Annotated in this window: 22 protein-coding genes; 15 read left to right on the top strand and 7 right to left on the bottom strand. The window is 59.1% G+C overall.

Features of this window, described 5'->3' with window-relative positions; all coding sequences use genetic code 11:
* The first annotated feature begins 109 nt into the window (after positions 1 to 109).
* On the top strand, positions 110 to 406 hold the full coding sequence (ubiK, locus tag IM317_RS03225; RefSeq protein WP_028014454.1) for a ubiquinone biosynthesis accessory factor UbiK: 297 nt from the start codon (positions 110 to 112) through the stop codon (positions 404 to 406).
* 77 nt (positions 407 to 483) lie between these two features.
* Here ubiK and hldE read toward each other — a convergent pair whose 3' ends face one another.
* From hldE to IM317_RS03210, 3 genes are read right to left on the bottom strand one after another with little or no spacing between them, the layout of a single operon-like run.
* Positions 484 to 1,914 (bottom strand): bifunctional D-glycero-beta-D-manno-heptose-7-phosphate kinase/D-glycero-beta-D-manno-heptose 1-phosphate adenylyltransferase HldE, encoded by a 1,431-nt coding sequence (gene hldE / locus IM317_RS03220; RefSeq protein WP_033146667.1) that lies wholly within the window; start codon positions 1,912 to 1,914, stop codon positions 484 to 486.
* A 40-nt stretch (positions 1,915 to 1,954) separates the two neighbouring features.
* A complete protein-coding gene (glnE, locus tag IM317_RS03215) occupies positions 1,955 to 4,810 on the bottom strand; it encodes a bifunctional [glutamate--ammonia ligase]-adenylyl-L-tyrosine phosphorylase/[glutamate--ammonia-ligase] adenylyltransferase (protein WP_049015847.1) in 2,856 nt (951 codons plus the stop codon).
* Between the two features lie 21 nt (positions 4,811 to 4,831).
* On the bottom strand, positions 4,832 to 6,133 hold the full coding sequence (locus IM317_RS03210; protein WP_033146669.1) for an inorganic triphosphatase: 1,302 nt from the start codon (positions 6,131 to 6,133) through the stop codon (positions 4,832 to 4,834).
* A gap of 229 nt (positions 6,134 to 6,362) precedes the next feature.
* Here IM317_RS03210 and IM317_RS03205 point away from each other — a divergent pair, with 229 nt between their 5' ends.
* Both IM317_RS03205 and IM317_RS03200 read left to right on the top strand, forming a co-directional pair.
* On the top strand, positions 6,363 to 6,983 hold the full coding sequence (locus tag IM317_RS03205; protein ID WP_024906484.1) for a TIGR04211 family SH3 domain-containing protein: 621 nt from the start codon (positions 6,363 to 6,365) through the stop codon (positions 6,981 to 6,983).
* Positions 6,984 to 7,043: 60 nt separating this feature from the next.
* Entirely contained in the window at positions 7,044 to 8,285 is a 1,242-nt protein-coding gene (locus IM317_RS03200) for a multifunctional CCA addition/repair protein (protein ID WP_033147076.1), read from the top strand.
* A gap of 10 nt (positions 8,286 to 8,295) precedes the next feature.
* Here IM317_RS03200 and bacA read toward each other — a convergent pair whose 3' ends face one another.
* Positions 8,296 to 9,117, bottom strand: a complete 822-nt coding sequence (gene bacA, locus IM317_RS03195) for an undecaprenyl-diphosphate phosphatase (protein ID WP_033146670.1) — start codon at positions 9,115 to 9,117, stop codon at positions 8,296 to 8,298.
* Between the two features lie 106 nt (positions 9,118 to 9,223).
* Positions 9,224 to 9,592 (bottom strand): bifunctional dihydroneopterin aldolase/7,8-dihydroneopterin epimerase, encoded by a 369-nt coding sequence (gene folB / locus IM317_RS03190; protein ID WP_023333447.1) that lies wholly within the window; start codon positions 9,590 to 9,592, stop codon positions 9,224 to 9,226.
* A 107-nt stretch (positions 9,593 to 9,699) separates the two neighbouring features.
* Here folB and plsY point away from each other — a divergent pair, with 107 nt between their 5' ends.
* Entirely contained in the window at positions 9,700 to 10,320 is a 621-nt protein-coding gene (gene plsY, locus IM317_RS03185; protein WP_023309216.1) for a glycerol-3-phosphate 1-O-acyltransferase PlsY, read from the top strand.
* An 84-nt stretch (positions 10,321 to 10,404) separates the two neighbouring features.
* The gene (locus tag IM317_RS03180) at positions 10,405 to 11,811 is read left to right on the top strand and encodes an MFS transporter (protein ID WP_049015850.1); all 1,407 of its coding nucleotides are present in this window, start codon (positions 10,405 to 10,407) and stop codon (positions 11,809 to 11,811) included.
* A 100-nt stretch (positions 11,812 to 11,911) separates the two neighbouring features.
* Here the strand turns inward: IM317_RS03180 and IM317_RS03175 are convergent, their stop codons facing one another.
* Positions 11,912 to 12,334: a MarR family winged helix-turn-helix transcriptional regulator gene (locus tag IM317_RS03175; RefSeq protein WP_033146671.1), complete on the bottom strand. Its 423-nt coding sequence runs from the start codon at positions 12,332 to 12,334 to the stop codon at positions 11,912 to 11,914.
* Positions 12,335 to 12,481: 147 nt separating this feature from the next.
* On the opposite strand from IM317_RS03175, the gene IM317_RS03170 reads away from it, so the two are divergent.
* The 9 genes from IM317_RS03170 to ureG all read left to right on the top strand — a co-directional run bounded on the left by IM317_RS03170 (position 12,482) and on the right by ureG (position 19,125).
* A complete protein-coding gene (locus IM317_RS03170) occupies positions 12,482 to 13,495 on the top strand; it encodes an alpha/beta hydrolase (RefSeq protein ID WP_033146672.1) in 1,014 nt (337 codons plus the stop codon).
* Between the two features lie 144 nt (positions 13,496 to 13,639).
* Complete coding sequence (locus IM317_RS03165) at positions 13,640 to 14,467, top strand: urease accessory protein UreD (RefSeq protein ID WP_033146673.1); 828 nt, start codon at positions 13,640 to 13,642, stop codon at positions 14,465 to 14,467.
* Positions 14,468 to 14,477: 10 nt separating this feature from the next.
* Positions 14,478 to 14,780 (top strand): urease subunit gamma, encoded by a 303-nt coding sequence (locus IM317_RS03160; protein ID WP_006811999.1) that lies wholly within the window; start codon positions 14,478 to 14,480, stop codon positions 14,778 to 14,780.
* 10 nt (positions 14,781 to 14,790) lie between these two features.
* A complete protein-coding gene (locus IM317_RS03155) occupies positions 14,791 to 15,105 on the top strand; it encodes an urease subunit beta (protein ID WP_033146674.1) in 315 nt (104 codons plus the stop codon).
* Positions 15,098 to 16,801, top strand: a complete 1,704-nt coding sequence (ureC, locus tag IM317_RS03150; protein WP_033146675.1) for an urease subunit alpha — start codon at positions 15,098 to 15,100, stop codon at positions 16,799 to 16,801. Before IM317_RS03155 ends, ureC begins: the two co-directional genes overlap by 8 nt.
* Before the next feature lie 9 nt (positions 16,802 to 16,810).
* Complete coding sequence (ureE, locus tag IM317_RS03145) at positions 16,811 to 17,275, top strand: urease accessory protein UreE (protein ID WP_033146676.1); 465 nt, start codon at positions 16,811 to 16,813, stop codon at positions 17,273 to 17,275.
* 9 nt (positions 17,276 to 17,284) lie between these two features.
* Positions 17,285 to 17,824 (top strand): HupE/UreJ family protein, encoded by a 540-nt coding sequence (locus IM317_RS03140; RefSeq protein ID WP_032659887.1) that lies wholly within the window; start codon positions 17,285 to 17,287, stop codon positions 17,822 to 17,824.
* Positions 17,824 to 18,498 carry an urease accessory protein UreF gene (locus IM317_RS03135; RefSeq protein WP_033146677.1) on the top strand — a complete coding sequence of 225 codons (675 nt, stop codon included), beginning with the start codon at positions 17,824 to 17,826 and terminating at the stop codon, positions 18,496 to 18,498. Before IM317_RS03140 ends, IM317_RS03135 begins: the two co-directional genes overlap by 1 nt.
* A 9-nt stretch (positions 18,499 to 18,507) precedes the next feature.
* Positions 18,508 to 19,125 (top strand): urease accessory protein UreG, encoded by a 618-nt coding sequence (gene ureG / locus IM317_RS03130; protein ID WP_014071813.1) that lies wholly within the window; start codon positions 18,508 to 18,510, stop codon positions 19,123 to 19,125.
* 44 nt (positions 19,126 to 19,169) lie between these two features.
* Here the strand turns inward: ureG and tsaD are convergent, their stop codons facing one another.
* On the bottom strand, positions 19,170 to 20,183 hold the full coding sequence (gene tsaD / locus IM317_RS03125) for a tRNA (adenosine(37)-N6)-threonylcarbamoyltransferase complex transferase subunit TsaD (protein ID WP_033146678.1): 1,014 nt from the start codon (positions 20,181 to 20,183) through the stop codon (positions 19,170 to 19,172).
* Between the two features lie 236 nt (positions 20,184 to 20,419).
* On the opposite strand from tsaD, the gene rpsU reads away from it, so the two are divergent.
* Positions 20,420 to 20,635 (top strand): 30S ribosomal protein S21, encoded by a 216-nt coding sequence (gene rpsU / locus IM317_RS03120; RefSeq protein ID WP_001144069.1) that lies wholly within the window; start codon positions 20,420 to 20,422, stop codon positions 20,633 to 20,635.
* The last annotated feature ends 74 nt before the right edge of the window (positions 20,636 to 20,709 follow it).

The following is a 20,709-nucleotide window of genomic DNA, read 5'->3' as shown; positions in this document are numbered from 1 at the left end:
TAACGCTATTGATTATCCTGGGCAATGCATAAGCATCAAACAATTTTGTTTACCCCGGGCATGACGCGCTACAATGGACACTAACACTTTTCCATCAAGGGAAACGCCAATGATTGACCCGAAAAAAATTGAGCAGATCGCGCGTCAGGTTCATGAATCTATGCCAAAAGGCATTCGTGAATTTGGTGATGACGTAGAAAAGAAAATCCGCCAGACGCTCCAGGCGCAGTTGGTTCGCCTTGATTTAGTCAGCCGCGAAGAGTTTGACGTGCAGACCCAGGTTCTGCTGCGCACCCGCGAGAAGCTGGCGCTGCTGGAACAGCGTCTGAGCGAGCTGGAAAACCGCAATGCGCCGGAAGAAGTGAAGCCGGCACCGGCCATTCCACCGGTGGATGACCAGGAGTAAGTGCGGCCTGATGCCCTCACCCCAGCCCTCTCCCACAGGGAGAGGGAGAAAAAAACGGGCCAGCTGGCCCGTTTTTTTTACTGACTGTCTTTCTGGATCTTCTTGATGATGTTGGTGGTTGAGCACCCGTCCTCAAAGTTGAGCACCATCACCTCGCCGCCGTTGGCCCAGACCTCTTCGCTACCCGCGATTTGCTCCGGCTTGTAATCCCCACCTTTTACCAGCAGGTCCGGCAGAATACCGGCTATCAGGCGCTGCGGGGTATCTTCTTCAAACGACACCACCCAGTCCACCGCTTCCAGCGCGCCGAGCACAATCATGCGCTGCTCGAGCGGGTTCACCGGACGCGTTTCGCCCTTCAGGCGTTTCGTCGATGCATCGCTGTTAACCGCCACAATCAGGCGATCGCCCAGCTTGCGCGCGTTCGCCAGATACGAAACGTGGCCCGCGTGCAGAATGTCGAACACGCCGTTGGTCATCACCACTTTTTCACCACGCTTGCGCGCGGCGGCAACGGCCACCTTCAGCTCGTCTTCGGTCATGACGCCAAAACCGGTATCCGCACGACCGCGCACCGCGTTTTCCAGCTCGATTGGCGAAACGGTTGAGGTACCGAGTTTACCGACGACCACGCCCGCCGCGGCGTTAGCGAAGTAGCACGCCTCTTCCAGCGAGTTTCCTGCTGCCAGCGTCGCCGCCAGCACGCCGATCACCGTATCACCGGCACCGGTCACGTCGTACACTTCCTGCGCCTGGGTTGGCATATGCAGCGGCGCTTTGCCCGGCTGCAGCAGCGTCATCCCCTGCTCGGAGCGGGTCACCAGCAGCGCGGACAGCTCGAAATCGGCAATGATCTTCATGCCGCGCTCAACCAGTTCGTCCTCGGTTTTGCACTTACCCGCCACCGCTTCAAACTCGGAGAGGTTTGGCGTCAGCAGCGTCGCGCCGCGATAGCGCTCAAAATCGGTCCCTTTCGGGTCGATCAGCACCGGCACGCTGGCTTTACGCGCCAGCTGAATCATCGTTTGCACGCTCGCCAGCGCGCCTTTGGCGTAGTCGGACAGCACCAGCGCGCCAATATTGCCCAGCGCCTGGTTGATACGCTCGTGCAGCGGCTCAGGATCAACGCCTTCGAACCCTTCTTCAAAGTCGAGGCGGATCAGCTGCTGGTTGCGCGACAGCACGCGCAGTTTCGTAATCGTTGGGTGGGTCGGAACAGAAACGAAGTCGCACTTCACGTTCACGTCCGCCAGCGACTTGCTCAGCGCGCGCGCCGCATCGTCGATGCCGGTCAGGCCCACCAGACGCGACTGCGCGCCCAGAGAGGCAATGTTCATCGCCACGTTTGCCGCGCCGCCGGGACGCTCTTCAATGGTGTCGACCTTAACCACCGGTACCGGTGCTTCCGGAGAGATGCGGCTGGTAGGCCCATACCAGTAGCGATCCAGCATCACATCCCCAACAACCATTACCCCAGCACGTTCAAACTCTGGCAGTGTTACTTTCATTCCTGACTCCAGAAAGATTCACAATTTGCGCGCGATAATATCACACTTGATTTGTTACGCACGGTTCCACCAGCCACTTCTGCCAGCTGGCCGTTACCTGAGCACGTTCATGAGCAAAACAGTCCAGAGCCACGTGCCCCGGCTGCTCCTGCAGCGCCAGGTGATGAAGCTCATCGCGAAGCGTCGTGTAGGCGCGGGTTAAAGCCTGCGCCTCCTGCTCGTCCATGATGTCATTTTGCGCCAGCAGCTCCAGAATGCGCACGTTATCGGACCAGCGCGTCAGCTTCGGCTTGTCGTGGGCGTGCAGCAGCACCAGATACTGGGTAATGAACTCAATATCGGTAATCCCGCCCTCGTCGGCTTTAATATCAAAGCGATCGCGGTGTTTATTGCCGAGATGCGCGCGCATTTTCTCGCGCATTTCGCGCACTTCAGTTTGCAGCGTGCTGCCATCACGCACGGTGGTCATAACGTCCTTACGGATGACGTCAAACTGCGTTTTGAGCTGCGGATCGCCATACACCACGCGAGCGCGCACCAGCGCCTGATGCTCCCACGTCCAGGCTTCATTCTTCTGGTAATCGGCGAAGGATTCCGTCGAGGTCACCAGCATGCCCGCCGCGCCGGACGGACGCAGACGGGCATCCACTTCATACAGAATGCCCGACGAGGTGCGGGTGCTGAAAAGATGCATAATGCGCTGCGCCAGGCGAAGGTAGAACTGGCGCCCGTCAATTTCACGCTCGCCGTCGGTCATTACGTCAACCGGGCAGTCGTGCAGGAAGATTAAATCCAGATCGGAGCTATAGCCCAGCTCCCAGCCGCCAAGCTTGCCGTACCCCACGACCGCAAAGCCGCGTCCTTCACGTTCGGCCAGGTGTTTCGGCTGGCCGTAGCGCGCCACCATCTGCACCCACGCCTGATGGACCACCGCGTCGATGATCGCCTCAGCAAGCCAGGTTAAGTGATCGCTCACTTTCATCACCGGCAGCGTTCCGGCGATGTCAGCCGCCGCCACGCGCAGCATCTGCGCCTGCTTAAACTGGCGCAGCGCCTCCAGCTGTTGCTCTTCGTCCTCTTCCGGCACGCGCAGCAGATACTGACGCAGCTCGTCCCGGTAGGCATCCGTCGCCGTTGGCTGATACAGCGTGTTCGGGTCGAGCAGCTCATCCAGCAGCAGCGGGTAACGCGCGAGCTTGTTGGCCACCATCGGCGACGCGGCGCAGAGCGTAATCAGGTGCTTCAGTGCCCCCGGAAACTCGCTCAGGAGTTCCAGATAGGTGGTACGCGTGATGATCCCGCTCAGCAGCGGCATCATGCGCGACAGCGGCACCGGCGCGTCCGCCCGCGAGCAGACCTCGCTCAGCAGGTGCGGCATCAGGTGATCCAGCACCTGACGGCCGCGCGGGCCGATGGCGCGTTTGTTCAGCTCAAGACGGAAATCCGCGATCAGCGCCACCACGCGATGGCGGGCGTCGTCGGTTAAGTGCGTCAGCACCGGCGTGGTGTCATCTTCCTGGAGCGCGTCCTGCCACAGCTCGCGCCAGTGCTCGGAAAGGGCATCGTCCGGTGATTCACTTTCGTCATCACCGATCAGCTCGTTAAAGATGCGGCGCACGCCCGCCATGTGAGCGTCCAGCCGTTCGGTTAACGCCGCCCAGTCGTCCACGCGCATGCCCCAGGCCAGGCGCGCCCGGTTAAGGTCATCGCCCGGCAGGGTCTGGGTCTGTTCGTCGTTGATGCTTTGCAGCAGGTTTTCCAGACGGCGCAGGAAAAGATAGGCCTCGCGCAGGGTTTGCGCGTCGCCGTCCGGCAGCAGGTGCAGCTGCTCGATGGCGCTCAGCGTCGGTAACAGCGAGCGGGACTGCAGGGACGGCTCACGGCCACCGCGAATAAGCTGGAAGACCTGGACGATAAATTCGATTTCGCGGATGCCGCCCGCGCCGAGCTTGATGTTGTCTTTCAGCCCGCGACGGCGCACCTCACGGGCGATCATCCCTTTCATATTACGCAGGGACTGGATCACGCTGAAGTCGATATAGCGACGGAACACGAACGGGCGCAGCATGGCGCGCAGCTCGTTGGCGTAAGCGTCGTCGCTGTCGCCCATGATCCGCGCTTTAACCATCGCATAGCGCTCCCAGTCGCGCCCCTGCTCCTGGTAGTAATCCTCCAGCGCGGCAAAGCTCAGCACCAGCGGTCCGCTGTCGCCAAACGGGCGCAGGCGCATGTCCACGCGGTAAACAAAACCGTCCTGCGTCGGCTGATCCAGCGCCTTAATCAGACGCTGACCGAGACGGGTAAAGAACTGGGCGTTGTCCAGCTCGCGACGGCCACCGCGCGTGGAGCCGTTCTCGGGCCAGGCAAAAATCAGGTCGATGTCGGAGGAGAAGTTCAGCTCGCAGCCGCCCAGCTTGCCCATCCCCAGAATCAACAGCGGCTGAGGAACCCCTTCCTCGCTGCACGGCGTGCCCCACTCTTTACAGCAGGCGGCGTAGAGCCAGTCGCGCGCGGCGACAATCAGCGTTTGCGCCAGCTCGCTTAGCTGCTGCAGCGTGCTCTCTTCGCTCACCAGCTCCAGCGCCTGAGCCCAGGCAATGCGCACCATCACCCGACGGCGGAACTGGCGCAGGACGCGCATCAGCGTGGCTTCATCCGCAACGTCTTCGAGTGCGGTTTGCAGCCAGCCGGCGTAATGCCGCCACTCGTCCGCCTGCGGCGGCGCGTTCTCAAGCTCCGCCAGCCAGTCCGGGTTGGCGGTGATGCTTTCCTGCACAAAATCACTGAAGGCGAGCACGCTCTTCGCCTGCTCGCTTAACGATGACGCCGGTAATGACTCAGGCAGACGTTCGCAAACGGTCTGCCACTGCTGCTGTAACGGTGAAGAAAGCGGCATTATAGGGGTTCCTTGCCAGAGTTAACGTTTTCCGCTGTGCAGCCAGAACGGCTCCTGCGAAATGGCCTCATTACGGAAATGCTCAATCTCAATATGCTGGCGGGTTTCAATGGCATGCTTCAGCCCCTGCCAGTTTTCCAGCCAGGCCTGGGTTTTAACGCCGTCATAAGCGCCGGAAAGCAGCAGCATGCTGTCGATGTTGCGCGACAGACGGGGAAGCTGATCGCCATACTGGTCGCCGAGCGGATACGCAAAGGTGGTCTTCAGCTCGGCGGCATGACGGGAAAGATGAATATCCGCGAAACGCTTAAAGTTTTCCGCGATTTTGGCCTCCGCTTTCGCATCCAGGAAGGCGCGCCAGCCGCGCGTCACCAGAAACTCGGTCAGCGCCAGTTTTGCCGAAGCGGCTTGCGGGCTGTAGATCGCCGTTTGCGCCGATACGTCGGAGAGCATCAGCGTTTCGGTTTGCGTCAGCAGATCACGTAAGTGAGCGCTCGCTTTGCGAGGAACAATACCGCCGAACAGCGTCAGGGTATGGCGTACCAGGGCAATCGCCGCCAGCACGTGGGATTTCGCATTTTTCACATTTCGCACCCACAGCTCTTCATGGTACTGCCACCGAGAAAGCGCCAGCTCCAGCGCGGCTTCCAGACCCTGCTCAACGCTGGCCTTCGGCGCAACGTGCAGGATGGTCGTCTCTTTTAGCACGCGCGGCGCATTTCCGGCGGCCAGATGGTAACCCCGCGCGGCTTTACTCAGGCTTCCCTGACGCAGTCCGGACTGGTTCACCAGCCTGCGCGCCAGCTTCAGCACGTCATTCGCGTCCCCTTCCAGCAGCTCAAGCTCGAGTTCACAAATCGGCTCCTGGCACTCACCCGCCTTCACGTCGCCAAGATCGAGGGCGATTTCGATGCGGCTTTTGCCTTCCGTCACCAGCCATTTTTCGCGCCAGAAATCAGTGCTGAACAGCGGCTGCACCTGTTCCGCCAGCGTGGAAGGCAGCTCGCCATCTGGCCAGACTTCCGTCGGGAAACGTTCCAGCTCAAGTTCTGGCTTGCTGATGTCGATATTGTATTCCGGGCGCTGATGTAAACCGCCGACCACGCGGCCGGCAATTTTCATCGTCATCTCGTAGCGCCCGCTCGCGCCGCGGATGCGCAGCCCCATATCGTGGCGGCGCAGCCAGTTGTCTGGCGTTTCGTAATAGATATTAAGCAGTTGTACCGGTGCATGGTGTTCGCCGGAAAGCGTATGCAGATGCTGGCGGAGTGCGTCAACGCTGTCTTTTTCGACGATAAACTTTAATTCGATTTCTTGTGCCATAGCCTTGTACTTTTGCGTGCGTCACAGACGCGTCAATGAGGGCGAACTTCCTCGCCATTTGTTTGTCAGTACATAGTATTTTGCGCCAAATTGCCATGCAATGAGCAATTTGTCGGGTGTAAATCTGTAGAGTCGTGACACAGATGATTCTGATTGCTGACGAATGCTTTGCGTAGAGACACTGTTGCCACTACTATCGTTCCACTATTTATGAAAATAACGACTAATGATGCTTAAATTACGCCTGATTGGACTTACTTTACTCGCTTTTAGCGCCGCAACCGCAGTGCACGCTGAAGAGAAGCGTTACGTTTCTGACGAACTGAACACCTGGGTACGCAGTGGCCCCGGAGATAATTATCGCCTCGTGGGCACGGTGAATGCCGGCGAGGAAGTTACCCTGTTACAGACCAACGCGGACACCAATTACGGTCAGGTTCGCGACAGTACCGGCCGTACGTCCTGGATCCCGCTGAAAGAGCTGAGCACCGTGCCAAGCCTGCGCACGCGCGTTCCCGATCTGGAAAACCAGGTGAAGACCCTGACCGATAAGCTGAACAACATCGACGGCACCTGGAACCAGCGCACCGCTGAAATGCAGCAGAAAGTGGCGCAAAGCGACGGGGTGATTAACGGTCTGAAAGAAGAGAACCAGAAACTGAAAAACGAGCTGATTGTCGCGCAGAAGAAAGTGAATGCCGCTAATCTGCAGCTCGACGACAAACAGCGCACCATCATCATGCAGTGGTTTATGTATGGCGGCGGCGTGCTGGGCGTGGGTCTGGTGTTGGGTCTGGTGCTGCCGCATCTGATCCCAAGCCGCAAGCGTAAAGACCGCTGGATGAACTAATTCGTCTTCTCTGCCAGACTTACGTATCATTCTGGAAAAGAGAAAACGGGAGAGTTGGGCGTGAAGAGTTATCTGGTCGGTGGTGCGGTACGTGATGCGTTGTTAGGTCTGCCGGTCAAAGATAAAGACTGGGTGGTGGTTGGCGCTACCCCTGAAGAGATGCTCGACGCGGGCTACCAGCAGGTAGGCCGCGATTTTCCCGTGTTCCTGCACCCGAAAAGCCGTGAAGAGTATGCCCTGGCGCGTACCGAGCGGAAATCGGGCTCGGGCTATACGGGCTTCACCTGCTATGCCGCGCCGGACGTGACGCTGGAGCAAGATCTCCTGCGCCGCGATCTCACCATCAACGCGCTGGCGCAGGACGAGGACGGGCAGATCGTTGACGCCTATGGCGGTCAGGACGATCTGCGCAACCGCCTTTTACGCCACGTCTCCCCGGCGTTTTCTGAAGATCCGCTCCGCGTGCTGCGCGTGGCGCGCTTTGCCGCGCGTTACGCCCATCTCAGTTTCCGTATTGCCGATGAGACAATGGCGCTGATGACCGCCATGACAGAGGCGGGCGAGCTTGAACACCTGACGCCAGAGCGCGTCTGGAAAGAGACGGAAAATGCCCTCACCACGCGCAACCCGCAGGTCTTTTTCCAGGTCCTGCGCGACTGCGGCGCGCTGAAGGTGCTGTTCCCGGAAATAGACGCGCTGTTTGGCGTGCCTGCCCCGGCAAAATGGCACCCGGAAATTGATACCGGCGTACACACGCTGATGACCCTGAGCATGGCGGCCATGCTCAGCCCTGACGTGGACGTGCGCTTTTCCACCCTGTGCCACGATCTCGGCAAAGGCTTAACGCCAAAAGAATTCTGGCCTCGCCACCACGGGCACGGCCCGGCGGGGGTGAAGCTGGTCGAGGGGCTGTGCCAGCGTCTGCGCGTGCCGAACGAGATCCGCGATCTGGCGAAACTGGTGGCCGAGTTCCACGATCTGATCCACACCTTCCCTATTCTGAAACCGGCCACCATCGTTAAGCTTTTCGATAACATCGACGCCTGGCGCAAACCCCATCGCGTCGAGCAAATCGCGCTCACCAGCGAAGCTGACGTGCGCGGTCGTACCGGGTTTGAAGCGTGCGATTACCCGCAGGGACGCTTACTGCGCAAAGCCTGGGACGTAGCGAAAGCGGTGCCCACGAAGGACGTTGTCGAAGCGGGATTCAAAGGGCCGGAAATTCGCGAAGAGCTCACGAAACGGCGAATTCAGGCGGTGTCGGACTGGAAGGAAAAGCATTGCCCTCAGCCGAAAGACTGAGGGCCATCGGTCAGAAGAAGACCACGTACACCGCAGCCGCCACGATAAAGCGATAGATCGCGAACGGAATAAACGAGATACGCTTAATCAGCTGCAGGAAGGTTTTAATGGCAATCAGCGCCACGATAAACGCGGTGATGAAGCCGACGGCGAACATCGGAATGTCGCCAGCCGTCAGGAAGTGATAGCTCTTATAGACGTCGAGTACGGTGGCGCCCATCATCATCGGCACCGCCAGCAGGAACGAGAACTCTGACGCGGCGTAACGGCTTACGCCCATCAGCATCCCGCCGGAGATGGTTGCGCCTGAACGCGAGAAGCCCGGCCACAGCGCCAGACACTGGAAGCAACCAATGATAAACGCCTGACGATACGTCATATCGTCCAGACCTTCCGCCCGCGGCGTTTTTGGCTTCAGCACTTCCGCGGCGATCAGCAGGAAGCCCCCCACCACCAGCGCGTACATTACGTTAATCGGGTTAAACAGCGATTTGATGGCGTCGTGGAACACCAGGCCCAGCACCACCGCAGGGATCATCCCAAGCAGAATATGGATCAGTGACAGACGACCTTTACTGGCCCCCTCGTGCTGAGGCGGACGGCCAAAATGGATGCCGATCAGGCCAAACAGGCGACGCCAGAACATTACGACCACCGCCAGAATAGACCCCAGCTGGATCACCACTTCAAACGTTTTTGCGGTATCGCCTTCAAAGCCCAGCAGATGGCCAACGATAATCATATGGCCCGTACTGGAGACCGGCAAAAACTCCGTCAATCCTTCGACCACACCCAGTATTGCCGCCACCAGCAGCGAGTGCATATCGCTCATCTATAAACCCCTAAAAAAGATATAAAAAAACGGTCGCCCCAACGGCTACCGTGAAAGATACAGCTTTAAGACCGGTATAACCTAAAATGGTTTAGCAATTATGACGTTAATTCTTGCCTTTCAGATTTGTGCCACGCTCAATAATGACGCCAACGTTGGCGGCGCGCGCCACCGCTCCCGGCTTGCTCAGCTTGATGCGCACCCACGGTGAATTGAATTTTTTCAACAGCAATTCTGCGACTTCTTCCGCCACCCGTTCGACCAGCGCAAAACGTTGCCCTTCAACGTGGGCGATGACCGTTTCACTGATGTCGGCATAGCTCAGACAGTCGTTCACGTCATCGCTTTTTGCCGATTTGCGGTTATCCCATCCCATTTCGATATCGAACACCAGCTTCTGCTCGATGGTCTGTTCCCAGTCGTAAACACCAATTGTGGTGATTACCGAAAGTTGCTCTATAAATACAATATCCATCACGACCTGCCTGCTTTTTGGCTAAACCGGATACCACTTCCGGCGAATTATGCGTATTATCCACAGATGCTGAGAATACAGATACATTTTCAAAACGGAACAGCGTTATGAGTGCAATCGCGCCTGGAATGATCCTCCTCGCCTATCTTTGCGGCTCAATCTCCAGCGCCATTCTGGTCTGCCGCATTGCCGGGTTACCTGACCCGCGTGAAAATGGTTCCGGGAATCCGGGGGCGACCAACGTACTACGAATTGGCGGCAAGGGAGCGGCCGTAGCGGTTTTGATTTTTGATGTTCTGAAAGGGATGCTGCCCGTCTGGGGCGCCTATGCGCTGGGCGTTACGCCGTTCTGGCTGGGGCTCATTGCTATTGCCGCCTGCGTCGGCCACATCTGGCCCGTATTCTTCGGCTTTAAAGGCGGAAAAGGCGTTGCGACCGCCTTTGGCGCCATTGCGCCTATCGGCTGGGATCTCACCGGCGTCATGGCCGGGACCTGGCTTCTGACCATTCTTCTGAGCGGCTACTCGTCGCTGGGCGCCATCGTCAGCGCGCTGATCGCCCCGTTCTACGTCTGGTGGTTCAAACCCCAGTTCACCTTCCCGGTGTCGATGCTCTCCTGTCTTATCCTGCTGCGTCATCACGACAATATTCAGCGCCTGTGGCGTCGTCAGGAGACCAAAATCTGGACGAAGCTCAAGAGAAAGAAAAAAGACGCTCCGAAGGGTTAGTTATGCCTTATAGCCAAATGTGATTTTGGTCACCTTCTGCCTGTGGTAACTGTTAGGGACACAACACAACCACACAAGAAGAAAATGGCTGAAATCACAGAATCAACTCCCCTTTCAACGGCAGGAAGCACCCCGGATGGCGACATCCAGTGGGTGCGCAGCGCGTCGGACGTATCACGCCTCGTTAATGACGGCTCTCAGGGCCGGGCAAACGCCCGTATCGTGGTCAGTATCGCGCTGGGCGGTATTTTCCTCGATGCCTACGATCTGGGCGCGCTGGCGTTCGGCATTAAAGACATCACCCGCGAATTTAACCTGACACCCGCCGGTACCGGTATGGTGGCCTCGGCGATTACCTTTGGTGCCATTGTCGGGGCGCTGCTCGGCGGTTACCTCACGGATAAAATCGGGCGCTACCGCGTTTTTATGGCTGATATGGTGTTCTTCGTGGTGGCAGCGATCGCCTGTGCGCTGGCCCCGAACGAATATGTGCTCGCGGGCGCCCGCTTTGTGATGGGGCTGGGGGTCGGGATCGACCTTCCCGTGGCGATGGCGTTTTTAAGCGAGTTCGCCAGGCTGAAAGGGCCCGGAAATAAGGCCTCCAGCGTCGCGATGTGGTGCCCCACCTGGTATGCCGCCATCAGCATCTCCTACCTGCTGGTGCTTTTCTTCTACGCCGTGCTGCCGGAGAGCCACAGCGACTGGCTGTGGCGTTTGATTCTCGGCTTTGGCGCGGTGCCCGCGCTGGTGATTATCGCCATCCGCAGCCGCTATATGAGCGAATCTCCGGTCTGGGCGGCGAATCAGGGCAACCTGAAAGAGGCGGCGTCGATTTTACGCCAGTCGTATAACATCAATGCCCACGTGCCGCAGGACGCGCTCGGCCAGCCCGCACCTGTCGTGAATAAAGCGAAATGGTCAAATTATCTGAACCTGTTCCGCGGCATCTACTTGCGCCGCACGACGCTCGCCACTCTGCTGTCCGTCGTCTCGTCGTTTGCCTACAACGCCGTGGCGTTTGGCCTGCCGGTGATCATCTCCAGCTTCTTTGTCCAGTCGATGCTCACCACCATTCTCATTTCTCTGGCGCTTAACCTGCTGTTTGCCTTCGTCGGCGGACTGCTGGCGGTACGCTACGTACCACGCTTCGGCGCCTGGCGGATGTCGCTTGCGGGTTATGCCTGCCAGCTTGTCGCATTGCTTGGCCTGGCGCTGATTGGCCGACCGGAAGGTGCCTCTGAAGGCGTGCTTGCCGTAGCCATGCTGGCGCTTTTCCTTTTCGGTCAGGGCTTCGGCCCGGGCGCGCATACCATGACGTTTGCCTCGCTGAGCTACCCGACCTCGCTGCGCGGCGTGGGCGTGGGCCTCAACCAGACGCTGATGCGCAGCAGTTCCACGCTGTCGCTGTTTCTATTCCCGCTGCTGGTCGCCTCGCTGGATACCGCCGTGTTCTGGGTGATTGCGCTGGCGCCGTTTATCGGCCTGGCGTAGCTGCTGGCGATCCGCTGGGAGCCGTCCGGGTATGACGTGGATGCGGAGGACTACCGGTAACGACACATCACTTCGGTGGGTTCACCCCGCCGAAGGGTTCTTACAAATCGTCGAGCAGCGTCCGGGAGAGTTTTTTTAGCGTCTCAAGCTCATCGTCATTCATCCGCATGTTGCAGCGAATCTGGTCCGGCAATGCCATCACCCGTTTCTTCAGGTCTTTGGCCTTGTCGGTCAGTACAACATTTTTCATCCTTTCATCACCCACAACCGCGATACGGTTGAGAAATCCTTTTGCCTCAAGCTTTTGTACAAGCGGGGTCAATGTGCCCGAATCAAAAAATGTCTTATCGCTGAGATCGCGAAGTGGGATGTTGTCTTTCTCATAAAGCGCCATCAAAACAACGAATTGCGGATAGGTTAGATCCATCTCTTGCAGTAAAGGGCGATACTGGCGAACGAACGCGTTGGTGACCGAGTACAGCGAGAAACAAAGTAAATCGTCTAGCGTTTTGTTTTCTTTCATTTTTCTATCAACTCCGAATCGGTTTCCTGAAAAAATTATAAATAATGTTTGACTAAAAGTATCTTGCGCGCAAGTATTATACCAACAACTAAATAGCGCACTACATAGTTATCTCATCCGATCAAATACGCTTAAAGAGGTACTACCATGAAAACACTAACCGCCATCCTGGTTTCTTCAGTCTTCGCGTCAGCTGCGGCATCCGCTCAAACCACCAATACCCCAACCCCGACCGCAGGCGTACAGGCATTTCTTAATGTTTTGAATTCCGGCAAGGGTAAGCCAATGGAACAGATGACCCCGCAGGAGGCCCGCCAGGTACTGATTGGCGCACAGCAAGGCGCAAAACTGCCGCCCGCTCAGGTCTCTGAAAAAACGATCCAGGTAAATGGCCAGGCGATAAAACTGAAAATAGTGAAACCTGAAAACGCCAGCGGCACGCTCCCCGCTTTTATGTTCTTTCACGGCGGCGGCTGGGTGCTGGGTGACTTCCCTACCCACGAACGCTTAATCCGCGACCTCGTTCGCGCTTCGGGTGCCGCTGCGGTTTACGTCGATTACACTCCGTCACCTGAGGCCCATTTCCCGGTAGCAATTAATCAGGCCTATGAAGCGACAAAATGGGTCGCCGGGCACGGTCAGGAAATTGGCGTGGACGGTAGCCGTCTGGGTCTGGTGGGTAACAGCGTGGGCGGCAACATGGTGGCTTCGGTGGCGCTGCAGGCCAAACAGTTCAATGGGCCAAAGATTCGCTACAACGTCATGCTCTGGCCGGTTACCGATGCGAACTTTGATACTGCCTCGTATAACCAGTTCGAAAATGGCTATTTCCTGTCGAAAAACATGATGAAATGGTTCTGGGATAACTACACCACCAGCGCTGCCGATCGCAACAATATCCTTGCCTCTCCGCTTCGCGCCAGCACCGCGCAGCTGAAAGGCTTCCCCGAGACGCTGATCCAGACAGCGGAGCTGGACGTTCTTCGGGATGAAGGTGAAGCATTCGGGCGTAAACTGGATGCGGCTGGCGTCCCGGTGACCGTCACGCGCTATAACGGCATGATCCACGACTACGGCCTGCTTAACCCGCTGAGCCAGGAGCCAACGGTGAAAGTTGCCCTTGAGCAGGCAGGTGCAGCGTTGCATGAACACCTGAAGTAGGATCGTCATTCATCTACAGAGCACGGCCCAGGCCGTGCTTTTGTATTTCTCCTGTCTGACCATCCATAAGCGACTCGTATGACAGCCTTCATTTCCGCCAGGGCATACTGAAACGTATCCCGATGGTGTGGAAATGGATGCAGCATGTTAGCAGCTCAGGTCACTGATAATACGTATAAAGGCTGGCAGGCGTCGCTTGCCCTGCAGTTTTGTCACACCCCTGAGAAAACCCTCCTGCACTCCGCCCACCACGTCGGGCCGCTCACCGTTCAACGTCCGTTTTACCCCGAAGGGGAAACCTGCCACCTTTACCTGCTGCACCCGCCCGGCGGGATTGTGGGCGGCGATACGCTGGACATTTCCGTTCGGCTGGACGCCAAAAGCCACGCGCTCATCACCATGCCCGGGGCGAGCAAGTTCTATCGCAGCAGCGGCCCGCAGGCGCGTCTGAACCAGCATTTTTACCTCGATGAAGATTCCACGCTGGAGTGGCTCCCGCAGGACACCATTATCTTCCCCGGCGCGAATGCCGCGCTGCGCTCCGTCTTCCACCTGAAGGCCTCCAGCACGCTGCTGGCGTGGGAGCTGTACTGCCTGGGGCGTCCGGTGATCGCTGAGACCTTTAGCCACGGCACGCTGGAAAGCCGCCTTGAAATCTGGGTTGAAGACGAACCGCGCCTGATCGAGCGTCAGCATCTTAGCGACGGCGATCTCACGCCCGTCGCCGGGCATCCGTGGCTCGGCACGCTGCTGTTCTATCCGGCCAAAGAAGAACATCTCGACGCGGTGCGCGAACGGCTCGCCCCGCTGGAAAATTATGCAGGTGCAACGCTCGTTGACGATCTGCTGTCGGTGCGCTTTCTCTCCAACGACAACCTGATTTGCCAGCGGGTGATGCGCGACATCTGGCAGTCGCTTCGCCCGCTTCTCACCACCAAAACCGCCTGTTCGCCGCGTATCTGGCAGACATAAGAGAAACATTATGGAACTGACCCCCAGAGAAAAAGACAAGCTGTTGCTGTTCACCGCCGCGCTGGTTGCAGAACGCCGCCTCGCGCGCGGGGTAAAGCTCAATTACCCGGAATCGGTCGCGCTGATCAGCGCCTTCATTATGGAGGGCGCGCGCGATGGCGAAACCGTCGCCTCGCTGATGGAAGCGGGCCGCCACGTCCTGAGGCGCGACCAGGTAATGGAGGGCGTCCCGGAGATGATCCCGGATATTCAGGTCGAAGCCACCTTCCCGGACGGATCGAAGCTCGTCACCGTCCACAACCCGATCGTCTAAGGAGCGCGTGATGATCCCAGGTGAATACCAGATCCAGCCCGGAACGATTGCCCTCAACGTCGGGCGTGAAACCCAACGCGTGGTTGTCGAAAATCACGGCGACAGGCCGATCCAGGTCGGATCGCACTACCACTTTTACGAGGTCAACCCGGCGCTGAAGTTCGATCGGGAAGCCACCAAAGGCTACCGACTGAACATCCCGGCGGGCACCGCCGTGCGCTTCGAGCCCGGCCAGAAGCGGGAAGTGACGCTGGTTCAGGTCACCGGGGCGCAGCGCATTTTCGGCTTTCGCGGCGAGGTGATGGGCGAGGTGAAACATGGCTGAGATTTCGCGCCGGGCGTATGCCGATATGTTCGGCCCCACCACCGGGGATAAAGTGCGGCTGGCCGACAGCGAGCTGTGGATCGAAGTGGAAGACGATCTCACGGTCTACGGCGAAGAGGTCAAGTTCGGCGGCGGAAAGGTGATCCGCGACGGCATGGGTCAGGGGCAGATGACCGCTGAGGGCTGCGTGGATCTGGTTCTCACCAACGCGCTGATCGTCGATCACTGGGGGATCGTAAAAGCCGATATCGGCGTCAAGGACGGACGGATCTTCGCCGTCGGCAAAGCCGGGAACCCGGACATTCAGCCCGGCGTGACGATCCCCATTGGCGCGGCAACGGAAGTCATTGCCGCTGAAGGGAAGATCGTCACCGCCGGCGGGATCGACACCCACATCCACTGGATCTGCCCGCAGCAGGCGGAAGAGGCGCTGGTTTCCGGCGTCACCACCATGATCGGCGGCGGCACCGGACCGGCGGCGGGCACCAACGCCACCACCTGCACGCCGGGGCCATGGTATATCGCCCGCATGCTGCAGGCTGCCGATACGCTGCCGGTGAATATTGGCCTACTCGGCAAGGGTAACGGCTCCAGCCCGGACGCCCTGCGCGAGCAGATTGCCGCGGGCGCCATCGGGCTAAAGATCCACGAAGACTGGGGCGCGACGCCCGCGGCAATTAACTGCTCGCTGGAGGTGGCTGACGAGATGGATATTCAGGTGGCGCTGCACAGCGACACGCTGAACGAGTCCGGGTTTGTCGAAGACACGCTGGCGGCCATCGCCGGACGCACCATCCACACTTTCCACACCGAAGGCGCGGGCGGCGGCCACGCGCCGGATATCATCACCGCCTGCGCGCATCCGAATATTCTGCCCTCTTCCACCAACCCGACCTTGCCCTACACGGTGAACACCATCGACGAGCATCTCGACATGCTGATGGTTTGCCATCACCTCGATCCGGATATCGCCGAGGACGTGGCGTTTGCGGAATCCCGCATTCGTCGTGAAACCATTGCCGCCGAAGACGTGCTGCACGGCATCGGCGCGTTCTCGCTCACGTCGTCTGATTCTCAGGCCATGGGCCGCGTCGGGGAAGTGATTATCCGCACCTGGCAGGTGGCGCACCGCATGAAGGTCCAGCGCGGCGCCCTGCCGGAAGAGACCGGCGATAACGACAACTTCCGCGTAAAGCGCTACGTCGCCAAATACACCATTAACCCGGCGCTCACCCACGGCATCGCCCATGAAGTCGGTTCGATTGAGGCGGGCAAGCTTGCGGATCTGGTGGTCTGGTCCCCGGCGTTCTTCGGCGTGAAGCCTGCCACCATCGTCAAGGGCGGAATGATCGCCTGCGCGCCAATGGGAGATATCAACGCCTCGATCCCCACGCCGCAGCCGGTGCATTACCGTCCAATGTTTGGATCGCTGGGCGCCGCGCGCCACGCTACCCGACTGACGTTTATCTCGCAGGCCGCCAGTGCGAACGGCATCCCGCAGCAGCTCAACCTGCAGAGCGCCATTGCGGTGGTGAAAGGCTGCCGGACGGTGAAAAAGGCGGACATGATCCACAACGGCCTGCAGCCGAATATCACCGTGGACTCGCAAACCTACGAGGTGCGCGTCGACGGTGAACTGATAACCAGCGAACCGGCTGACGTTCTGCCGATGGCGCAACGCTATTTCCTGTTTTGAGGAGTGATGATGATCTACTTAACCCAACGCCTGGACCACGCGCATCCGATTACCGCCAGCGTCACGCTGCCGATTGACGTGCGGGTGAAAAGCCGCGCCCGCGTGGCGCTGAACGACGGCCGCGAAGCCGGGCTGATGCTGCCGCGCGGCCTGCTGCTGCGCGGGGGCGACATGCTGACGACCGACGACGGCAGCGAGGTCATCGAAGTGATCGCCGCGCCGGAGTCAGTTTCCGTGGTGCGCTGCGCCGATCCGTTCCTGCTCGCCCGCGCCTGCTATCACCTGGGCAACCGCCACGTGCCGCTGCAGATCATGCCCGGCGAGCTGCGCTATCACCACGACCACGTTCTCGACGACATGCTGCGCCAGTTCGGGCTGGAAGTGGCCTACGCCAGCCTGCCGTTTGAACCGGAAGCGGGTGCTTACGCCAGCGATGCCCACAGCCACAGCCATTCTCACGCTCATTCACATTAAGGATCCATCATGCGCAAGTATTTACCGCTGTTACTGCTGGCTTTTTCCGTTCCCGCGCTCGCGCATCCCGGCCACGGCACGGACAGCTTCCAGGCAGGATTTCTTCATCCGCTGACCGGGCTCGATCACCTGCTGATGCTGGCGGGCGCAGGCGTGCTCTCGGCGCTGAGCGGTCGCAAACTCCTGCTGCCGTTTGCCACCCTCGGGATGATGCTTGTCGGCGCCATTGCGGGCAGCCTGCTCGGCGGCTTCAGCGGTATGGAGATGCTGATTATCGCCTCGCTGGCGGTATCCGGCGTGATGATGTTTAAAACTGAAAACCGCCTGCTGCTGGCGGTGCCTGCCCTGGCGATGTTCCACGGCTGGGCGCACGGCGTGGAGATGTCCGGCCACAGCTTCTGGCTCTTCACCAGCGGCTTTATGCTCGCCAGCGCCACGGTGCTGTGCGCCAGCTTTGCCGCAGGGCTGCTGCTGCGCCGTCACGACGGCCTGCGTAAAACCTTCGGCGGCGGGCTGATCGTCTCTGCCCTGCTGGCGCTGATGAGCTGATGGAGCACGCCCGCCAGAGGCTGCGCCTGATGCAGCTCTCCAGCAGCAGCCTGCCGGTCGGGTCGTTTACCTGGTCGCAGGGGCTGGAGTGGGCCGTTGAGGCAGGCTGGGTCACCAACGCCGACGCGTTCAAACGCTGGCAAATCCAGCAGATGGAGCAGAGCTTTTTCTGCGTCGATCTGCCGCTGTTTATCCGTCTTTATCAGGCCTGCGAGCAACGCTCTCTTACAAATGCAAAACGCTGGACGGCATACCTTCTCGCCTGTCGGGAAACGCGCGAGCTGCGCGAAGAGGAGCGCAACCGTGGAGCGGCGTTTACGCGGCTGATTAAGAGCTGGGAACCTGACTGTCCGCCCGAATGGCTGCCGCTGTTTATGCAAAGCCAGCTCTGCGGCATGGCCTGGCTCGGCGTGCGCTGGGGCATTAGCGCGCGCGAGCTGGCGCTGAGCCTCGGCTACAGCTGGATGGAGAGCGCGGTGATGGCGGGCGTCAAGCTGGTGCCGTTTGGGCAACAGGCCGCGCAGCAGCTGATTATCGAACTGGGCGACCATTACGCCGCCGGGCTTGAACAGGCATTTTTGCGCAGCGACGACGCGCTGGGGGCAGCAACGCCGCTGTCCGCCATCGCCTCCGCGCGCCACGAAACCCAATATTCACGACTATTCCGTTCCTGAGGAGTCAACATGGCTGATTACAAACATCCCCTGCGCGTAGGCGTGGGCGGCCCGGTAGGATCGGGCAAAACCGCGCTGCTGGAAGCGCTCTGCAAGGCGATGCGCGACACGTATCACCTGGCGGTGGTCACGAACGATATCTACACCAAAGAGGATCAGCGCATCCTCACCGAGGCAGGCGCGCTGGAGCCGGAGCGCATCGTCGGCGTGGAAACGGGCGGCTGCCCGCATACCGCCATTCGTGAAGATGCGTCGATGAACCTGGCGGCAGTGGAGGCGTTAAGCGAGAAGTTCGGCAATCTGGATCTGATCTTCGTGGAAAGCGGCGGAGACAACCTGAGCGCGACGTTCAGCCCGGAGCTGGCGGATCTGACCATCTACGTGATCGACGTGGCCGAAGGGGAAAAAATCCCGCGCAAGGGCGGGCCGGGGATCACCAAATCCGATTTTCTGGTGATCAATAAAACCGACCTCGCGCCGTACGTCGGCGCGTCGCTGGAGGTGATGGAGCGCGACACCAACCGCATGCGCGGCGAGCGCCCGTGGACCTTTACCAACCTGAAAGCGGGCGACGGTCTGGCGACGATTATTGCGTTTCTGGAAGAGAAAGGGATGTTGCGGGTGTAGGGCCATAATACCCTCTCCCTGTGGGAGAGGGTTAGGGTGAGGGATTACGCCTCCGGCAGTTCCGCCAGCGGCCAGCGCGGACGCACGGACACGCTCAGGTCGGACGTTGCGCCCGCGTTCAGGCGCACCATTCCGGCGTAAGCGATCATCGCGCCGTTGTCGGTGCAAAATTCCGGACGGGCATAGAACACTTCCCCGCGACGCTTTTGCATCATCTCGGCGAGCTTCGCGCGCAGCGTGCGGTTAGCGCTCACGCCACCCGCCATCACCAGACGCTTAAAGCCGGTCTGATCCAGCGCGCGCTTGCACTTGATCATCAGCGTGTCCACCACCGCATCTTCGAACGCGCGGGCGATATCGGCGCGGGTCTGCTCGCTGTTATCGTTATTGCGAATCGTATTCGCCGCGAAGGTTTTCAGCCCGGAGAAGCTGAAATCCAGCCCTGGACGGTCGGTCATCGGACGCGGGAAGACAAAGCGCCCTTCCGTTCCCTGCGACGCCATTTTCGACAGCATCGGGCCGCCCGGATAATCCAGACCCAGCAGCTTGGCGGTTTTATCGAACGCTTCACCGGCGGCGTCGTCGATCGACTCGCCCAGCAGCTCGTACTTGCCAATCCCCGTTACGCTAATCAGCTGCGTATGACCGCCGGAGACCAGCAGCGCCACAAACGGGAACTCAGGCGGATTCTCTTCCAGCATCGGCGCCAGAAGATGCCCTTCCATATGGTGAACCGGGATCGCCGGCACATCCCACGCAAACGCCAGCGAACGGCCAACCGTCGCGCCGACCAGCAGCGCGCCGACCAGGCCCGGGCCTGCGGTATAGGCCACAGCGTCGATATCGTTTGAACTCAACCCGGCCTCTTTCAGCGCCGCCTGAATCAGGGGAACCGTTTTACGCACGTGGTCACGAGAGGCCAGTTCAGGTACGACGCCGCCGTAGTCAGCGTGCAATTTCACCTGACTATACAGCTGGTTGGCCAGAAGCCCTTTTTCGTCGTCGTAAATGGCGATGCCGGTTTCATCGCAGGATGTTTCAATACCCAGTACACGCATGACTTGTTTTACCTCGTTTCAATACCGCGCAGTGTAGAGCCTGGGCGGGTTGATGTAAAACTTTGTTCGCCCCAGGAAGAAGGCTCGTGTATACTCCTCACCCTTATTAAAGTCCCTTTCAAAATCGCATCGGTGCTTTACAAAGCAGCAGCATTTGCAGTAAAATTCCGCACCATTTTGAAATAAGCTGGCGTTGATGCCAGCGGCAAACCGAATTTATTAAAGGTGAGAGTTACATGCCGGTAATTAAAGTACGTGAAAACGAGCCGTTCGACGTAGCACTGCGTCGCTTCAAACGTTCATGCGAGAAAGCAGGTGTTCTGGCTGAAGTTCGTCGTCGTGAGTTTTATGAAAAACCAACGACCGAACGTAAGCGCGCTAAAGCTTCCGCTGTGAAACGTCACGCGAAGAAACTGGCTCGCGAAAACGCACGCCGTACTCGTCTGTACTAATTGGTTGAGGGCCTCAGCCCTCAATTGACAGACAGAGTAATAGTCGTAAGGCCGTGCTTCCGGAAGGAATGCGC

Source organism: Enterobacter cloacae complex sp. S3 (genome assembly GCF_014930495.1).
Classification (GTDB): domain Bacteria; phylum Pseudomonadota; class Gammaproteobacteria; order Enterobacterales; family Enterobacteriaceae; genus Enterobacter; species Enterobacter asburiae_B.
Note: the sequence above shows the minus strand (reverse complement) of the source record. Positions and strands in the feature narration are given on the sequence as shown.